Source organism: Sporomusa sp. (genome assembly GCF_035561155.1).
Classification (GTDB): Bacteria; Bacillota; Negativicutes; order Sporomusales; family Sporomusaceae; genus Sporomusa.
Genome location: NZ_DATMYD010000166.1, coordinates 41,983 through 49,774 on the forward strand (window position 1 = coordinate 41,983; position 7,792 = coordinate 49,774).

General features: G+C 44.1%; 3 protein-coding genes. 1 reads left to right on the forward strand and 2 read right to left on the reverse strand.

The features are described 5' to 3' along the window. Nucleotides 1-117: 117 nt before the first annotated feature. Nucleotides 118-3,216 carry an AAA family ATPase gene (locus VN447_RS23000; protein ID WP_325528753.1) on the reverse strand — a complete coding sequence of 1,033 codons (3,099 nt, stop codon included), beginning with the start codon at nucleotides 3,214-3,216 and terminating at the stop codon, nucleotides 118-120. Between the two features lie 161 nt (nucleotides 3,217-3,377). On the opposite strand from VN447_RS23000, the gene VN447_RS23005 reads away from it, so the two are divergent. Further along, nucleotides 3,378-4,004: a HutD family protein gene (locus tag VN447_RS23005; protein ID WP_325528755.1), complete on the forward strand. Its 627-nt coding sequence runs from the start codon at nucleotides 3,378-3,380 to the stop codon at nucleotides 4,002-4,004. A gap of 63 nt (nucleotides 4,005-4,067) precedes the next feature. Here the strand turns inward: VN447_RS23005 and nifJ are convergent, their stop codons facing one another. Continuing rightward, on the reverse strand, nucleotides 4,068-7,613 hold the full coding sequence (nifJ, locus tag VN447_RS23010; RefSeq protein WP_325528757.1) for a pyruvate:ferredoxin (flavodoxin) oxidoreductase: 3,546 nt from the start codon (nucleotides 7,611-7,613) through the stop codon (nucleotides 4,068-4,070). Between the last annotated feature and the right edge of the window lie 179 nt (nucleotides 7,614-7,792).

The window sequence follows — 7,792 nt, forward strand, 5'->3', positions numbered from 1 at the left end:
AAAAATAATATAGCACACTTGCGTCAACTAAACGTCAAAACAATCTACATCCTAACTATATAGTTACAAAGAAGATCAAAACCCTCTCGCACCGGCTTTGATCTTCCCAAGTATTCTTTATACTTTATTAACCTCCGAATACACCTTGTCCAGGATTATTTGCTCAAACTTATTCCCTATTTTATAAAAAACGTTCTTACCTTGTTGGTAGTATTCCTCAATTGGTAACGATAAATAGTCTTCGAAAACTGCTTTTACCCGGGTATCTTGCTGCATCCGAATGCCAATCTCCAACTTTGACCTTGCTGTAAGCCCAGCTTGATAAATGTCATGATATCTTTGTAGGAAACCATCTGCTTTTTCCAGATATCTGCGCCCTTTGTGAAGAGAGTTGTCTCTAACGGCCAATAAGGCGAGGATACAATGTAAAGTACAGTAACTTCTAAGACACCAATAGCCTTGATACTCACCAAACTGTTCTTCAAGGGTTAGTGCATCTTCCAAATACTCAAAAGCCTTTCCGTACTCCCCCAGGTCATAGGCCGTATGTCCTGCATTGACCAGAAAGATGGTAACACCGGCACTAATATTGCTTCGCCCAGCCACTCTTATTGCTTGTTCATAATAATAGAGCGCCTCAGCCAAATCAGCCTCCATTCGCCTTAAATCGCCGATATAGTTATAGCTGGCGGCAATATGTAAGTTGAACTCGCCCGGTCTTTCTTCCAGGCGCTTGTAGTGAGAAATTGATTGACGGTAACACTGCTCTGCCAAGCTTTTTTCCTGGCGCAAAGCGTAAGAAATGCCAAGGAACCTTTGTATCGCAGCCCTTTTTTCTTCTAAATTGGCCTCCTTTGCCGTTTGCAACAGCTTATTAGCAAAGAGTTCAATAAGTCTAGGCTTGCGAATTTGAATCGCACAATACACGACTTGTTGATAACCTTTAATTAAATAGTCAGTGAAACCTTTTTTTGACGAAAGGCGCAGCATCTGGTGGATTGCTTTTAAGCCGCTCAGATGGTCCCCTCGCCATATATGATAACGTCCCAGCATCTCAAGATATGCTGCCCTAAACCGGCTTAAGCTCTCCTGGGACACTTGCTCCTCTGCCACAGCAGCAAGTAACTCTTTGATCTTATCCAAATAGCCCATTATCTGTAGTTTGTTTTCAAAAATAAAACCATTACGACTATACGTTTCACTAAATTCAGGAAACAATTCATATTGTGGACAGCAGTATCTTTCTGCAATTTTAATCGTATATTCAAGTACCTTTACTTTTTCATCTATCTGAGAGTAGTGATACAGGATTTCAGAGCACACATCCAGGCCTGATGAATCTTTATCCATCAGGTCTTCCAAATAGATTCCTGCCCGCTTATGGATCATCCTTTTCCTTGAGGATGACAGCTCAGCATATACGTAGCTTCTGATCCGAATATGGCTATATTTATACACCGGCCCTCTTAGCCCCAGGCTTGAGCCGTCAATTTCCTGGATTAATCGTTTGAGCTGCAGTTCCTCGATTGCTTCCACTATTTCAAACTCGTTCATCTCGCATACAGCCAGCAACTCGTTATAGCGGACGTTATTGAAAAAAGCTGAAATGACATCAAGCACCTTTCTGGCATTGTCCGAAAGAGTGGTAACCCGCTCATGTAAAACGCTTCGCAGGCGTGGTGACAGGCGGTTCACGTTTTGTCCCATCTTAATCAGCTTAAAGCTTTCAACTAAGAACAAGGCGTTGCCGTCAGTATACTCGTACAGTTTTTGCTGAAGCCCGGCTGTTATTTTATCTGCCGGGAGCATCAACTCCGAAAACTTGGCTACTTCCTCCCGGCTAAAGTTTTCGATTATAAGGTGCTCTACCAAGCCGTCCCGGCTAAAATCCCCGGTAAACAGCTCGACCTGTTCCTGATATTCGCTCCTGCAAGTCGCAATACACAAAATGTGCTGCTGCGGTGTCCGCAGCAGTTGGCGCAACACTGACCGGCCTTGGCTATCCAGCCATTGAACATCATCGATAATCAATAACACTTTTCGACTGGCGGCAACCTTGCCCAAAATGCCACACATAACCTCTTCAATCATACCTGAGTGAATATTATACTCATTGGGTGTGTGGCTCTGACAGGCAATCGCATTATTACTGAGAACTGCCGGAAAAACATAGGAAATAACCTGATACCATATAGCAGGCAACACTACACCCCGCTGTGTTAGCAGATCCATTGCCTGACAAAAGATTTGGTTCCAGGCTTTATATGGATAATCTTGCTCAGCCTGATAACACTGGGTTCTTAAAACAGTTACACAGTCGGCAGCTATAGTTTCTTGCAGTCGCTGTACAATTGCTGTTTTCCCGACTCCTTGTTCCCCACTTAAAATAGCAAGTACACACCGGGAGCGGTCTGCACAGAAATCAGCCACAATACTTTGCAGCCATTGAAACTCGCGTCCACGCCCAAAAAAACTGTCTGCAGCCTGTTCAGCAGGCACCGCAAGATGGTTAACCATTTTGGACCTAATACGTTCATAAGCTTCTTTTGTCTTGTCTTGCGGACTAATTCCCAATTCACTGCTAAGTTTTCCTTTTAGACAATCATAAACATCAATTGACTTATTAAAAGCACCTGCTCGCTCATAAACCTTCATCAGGGTTCTGTAAGCACTCTCATTATACTCATCCAGAGCAATGAGCTGCTTAAGATAGCGTTCAGCCGCACTATAATCTTTATTGTTTAGCTGGCTTACAATGACTTTGGTAAGCCGGGCAATCATGTCCTCTTTGCAACTCTCCCGCCGCCGGCTCACCCAAGATTCAAAGGGCTCGGCGTCCTTACAAGAAAATCCCTCCAAGAAATCCCCTCTATATAATACCAGCGACTCTTCTTGTGAGACTTCATTAAATTCCTGAATATCTGTGCTAATACTGACTGCATCGGTATTTAGTAAAACATTCGCCCGTGAGGGTGTTAATATTAACTCTTCTGCTGTCATCTTCTTCAGCAGATATAATGTATTGCGTAAATTTTTCCTAGCTGCAGTATCGTCCATATCTTGCCACAACAGTGCCGCCAATTCTTCCCTTGAAGAATTTTTTTTAACTAATAAATAATATAACAATGCTTCTATCTTAGAAAAAGGAAAAAACAGCCGTTTTCCATTCCAGTAAATCTCAGGACTCCCCAATAAAACCGCAGATAACTCGTTCATCTTATCAATCCTCGTACCATGCACTTTATATTATGTGCGCTTTTGACAGACTTTTCGACAAGTACTGGTGCAAATCCTGTTATTTTGTATTTACGGATAGCCAAATTATTCAAATATTGATACAATCAAACTGTATTTGTGTTTATTGGGAGGAGAAAACTATGCCCTACATAGTCGAGCTAACAAAACAAAATGAGCAAACCACAAGTAACTGGTCTGGCGGTACAACAACGCAAATTGCCATTTATCCGAAAGATGCAATTTACAGTGAAAAGAACTTTATATGGCGGCTTAGCTCTGCACGCGTGGAGTTGGAAGAATCCAATTTTACTTCATTACCAGGGATATGGCGGTTAATTATGGTGCTTGAGGGAGAAATGAGGCTTGAGCATACAGGTCATCACAGCATATATCTCAAACCATTTGAACAAGACAGTTTTAGCGGTGACTGGGAAACTAAAAGTATTGGCAAAGTGCGTGATTTCAATCTGATGATGGCAGAGGGTTGTTCCGGGGAATTGATGGCTATCGAACTTAAAGAAAAAACTAGTAGCAAACTGACCATACATAATCCAAACCCTGACCGGTATTCCAAAATGACTTCAGCTTTCTATTGTGTGGTTGGTAAGTTAAGTATTACTATTGATGATACTGACGTATACGAGCTAACCCAAGGAGATTTGCTGCTGCTAAGCCCTAGCAAACCCACAGAGAACCTCTCGATTACTATCGCTAATACTGGAAATAGTCAAGCCTATATAATTAAAGCAGACATACAGTATTGTTAAATTAGGAAAGCACTATTTGCCCTAAACGGGCAAATAGTGCTTTCTCTTACAGTTTCAACTGTTTTATTCTTTGGCAGCAGCTGCTTCTGCTAAAGCCTCATTATACATTTTTGCTAAGCGCTTGTAAGAGTCGCGTCTTTCGGCCGCGTCTTTAGCTGTTTTGTCAAACAATTCGTCGGCCTGTTCAGGGAACAGCTTTTTGAGCGAGGAATAACGCACTTCGCCCATGAGGAATTCCTTGAAGTCGGCTGTAGGTTCTTTAGAATCAAGGCTGAACGGATTCTTGCCAAGCTCTTTGAGTGCCGGATTGTAGCGATACATGGACCAGTAACCGGCTTCGACAGCGCGTTTGCACTCAAGCTGGCTGTTACCCATACCTACTTTCAAGCCATGGTTGATACATGGAGAGTAAGCGATGATGAGGGATGGTCCTGGATATGCTTCCGCTTCAGCAATTGCTTTAAGAGTTTGATTCTTATCAGATCCCATGCAGATTTGAGCTACATAAACGTAACCATAGCTCATGGCCATCATGCCGAGGTCTTTTTTCTTTGTCCGCTTACCACTGGCCGCAAACTGTGCAATAGCAGCAGTTGGCGTAGATTTTGAGGACTGACCGCCGGTATTGGAATAAACCTCGGTGTCAAATACAAACACGTTGACATCTTCACCAGAAGCCAGGACATGGTCCAGACCGCCGTATCCGATATCGTACGCCCAGCCATCACCACCAAAAATCCACTGGGAACGTTTAACAAAGAAGTCTTGGTAACCATAAATTTCGTCAAGGAGTGCGTTGGAGCCTTTAGCGTTCTTCAGAGCTGCGCTGAGTTTGTCAGCTCTTTCACGGGAACCGGCACCAATATCTTTCTTGGCCAGCCATTCCTCAAGCGCTGCTTTTACATCACCGGTAGCAATAGCCAGTGCCTCGGTTACCTTGGCTGCCAGCCGCTCGCGGATTTGTTTCACGCCGACTTGCATTCCGAAGCCAAACTCGGCATTATCTTCAAACAGGGAGTTAGCCCAAGCAGGACCATGGCCACATTTATCAGTGCAGTACGGAGTTGCTGGCGCAGAAGCACCCCAGATGGAAGAGCAACCGGTTGCATTGGCAATCATCATGCGATCACCGAACAGTTGGGTTACAAGCTTAGCATAGGCGGTTTCCAGGCAGCCTGCGCAAGCACCGGAGAACTCAAGGTACGGAGTTTCGAATTGGCTACCCTTTACGGTTTCTTTATTTACCGGGTTAGGCTTCTTGGAAAGCGTCATGGCATAATCCCAAAGATCTGTTTGCGCCATTTGGCTTCCGATCGGCTCCATAGTTATAGCTTTTTCTTTGGCCGGACACACTTGAACGCAGTTGCCGCAACCGGTGCAGTCTAACGGCGATACAGCGATGCGGAATTGGAGATCAGCGGCACCGGTAGCTTTCTTGGTAGTAAAGCCAGCAGGAGCGTTTTTGACTTCCTCTTCATTTGCAAGCACCGGCCTGATGCAAGCGTGCGGGCAAACAAAAGAACACTGGTTACACTGGATGCACTTTTCAACATCCCAGGCAGGAACATCTACGGCAATACCACGTTTTTCATAGGCGGCAGTTCCCATTGGGAAAGTTCCGTCTGTAATACCCATTTCCTTAAGAACACTAACAGGCAGTTTGTCACCTTCGGTGCGGTTCATAGGGATAACAACCTTCTTAATGAACTCAGGCACTTCTTTGGTAGCAACTTCTGCGTCTTTTGCATTCTTCCAGGATTCGGGAACATTTATTTTTACCATGGCGTTTACGCCTTTGTCGATAGCGGCAAAGTTCATATTGACAATTTTTTCGCCCTTCAGGCCATACTCATCGACAACTGAATTTTTAAGGTGTTTTATAGCCTCTTCAACAGGAATTATGTCAGCTAATTTGAAGAACGCCGATTGCATAATCATGTTGATACGGCCACCGAGACCGATTTCTCTGGCTATTTGCACCGCGTTAATGGTGTAGAATTTGATATTGTTGTTAGCGATAAACCGCTTTACGCTTGCAGGCAGATTTTCTTCCAGTTCCTTCTCATCCCAGATGCAGTTGAGCAAGAAAGCACCATTTGCTTTTAAGCCATCCAGAACATCATATTTTGAGACATAGGATTGGTTATGACAGGCAATAAAATCAGCTTTATTAATGAGATAAGGGGACTTAATAGGCTTTTTGCCGAAGCGCAGGTGGGAAACAGTTATGCCGCCTGACTTCTTGGAGTCATAAGCGAAATAACCTTGCGCATACAAGTCAGTTTTGTCACCGATGATTTTGATAGCCATTTTGTTGGCGCCGACGGTACCGTCAGAACCCAGACCCCAGAATTTACATGCCCGAGTTCCTGCCGGTGTGGCATCGATATCTGTGCCCAGAGGCAGGGAAGTATTGGTGACATCATCGACAATGCCAATAGTAAAGCCATCTTTTGGCTCATCGGCTTTAAGGTTTTCATAAACGGCAGCAATGTGGGACGGAACAACATCTTTTGAACCCAGACCGTAGCGGCCACCAACAATAACTGGCTGCCAATCTTTGCGATAAAATGCATTTTTAACATCAAGGTACAACGGTTCGCCGGCGCAACCAGGTTCTTTAGTACGGTCAAGAACAGCGATTTTTGTAACAGTTTTAGGAATGTATTTCATGAAATGCGCAATGGAAAAAGGACGATAGAGGTGAACGGTAAGTAAACCTACTTTTTCACCATTGGCATTCAAATAATCAATGGTCTCTTCAATAGTTTCGCAAACAGAACCCATGGCAACAATCAAACGATCAGCATCCGGCGCACCATAGTAGTCAAACAGGTGATATTCCCTGCCGGTAACTTCTTTGACTTTTGCCATATAGTTTTCAACAATTTCCGGTAATGCCTCGTAATATTCGTTGGAAACTTCGCGTCCCTGGAAGTAGATATCCGGGTTTTGGGCGGTACCCCTGGTGACCGGATGGTTAGGATTGAGAGCGCGTTTCCGGAAATCTGCCAAAGCGTCTTGATTAACAAGTTTAGCTAAGTCATCATAATCCCAGGTTTCGATCTTTTGAATCTCATGAGAATTCCGGAATCCATCGAAGAAGTTCAGGAATGGAATACGGCTCTCGATAGCCGCAAGATGGGCAACGGCAGCCAAGTCCATTACCTGCTGCACACTGCTCTCGGCAAGTAATGCAAAACCGGTCTGGCGGGTTGCCATAACATCCTGATGATCACCAAAAATATTGAGTGCTGAAGCCGCTACTGCACGGGCGCTTACGTGTAATACTCCGGGCAAAAGTTCCCCTGCGATCTTGTACATATTAGGAATCATCAGCAATAGACCTTGGGATGCTGTAAAAGTAGTTGTCAATGCTCCAGCTTGCAGTGAGCCATGTACTGCACCAGCTGCACCGGCTTCAGATTGCATTTCTACAACCCGAACTGTTTGTCCAAAAATATTTTTGCGACCTTCTGATGCCCAAGTGTCAACGTTCTCTGCCATATTGGATGACGGTGTGATTGGATAAATTGCTGCAACTTCCGTAAACGCGTAGGCTACGTGAGCTGCGGCGGCATTGCCATCCATAGTTTTCATTTTTGCCATAGGGGGATCCCTTCCTTCTTAAATAATATTAGAATCAGCGTTTTTCCGACTGTTGACAGTCCGATAAACACTAAAGAACTCCCATCGTACGAAAAAGAAACAAGCATCAACTTTTATATTAAAGGCGTTAGTTTAAATTTTAGTATTTTTTATACATTCTTTTAATAGCGCTCTTAATC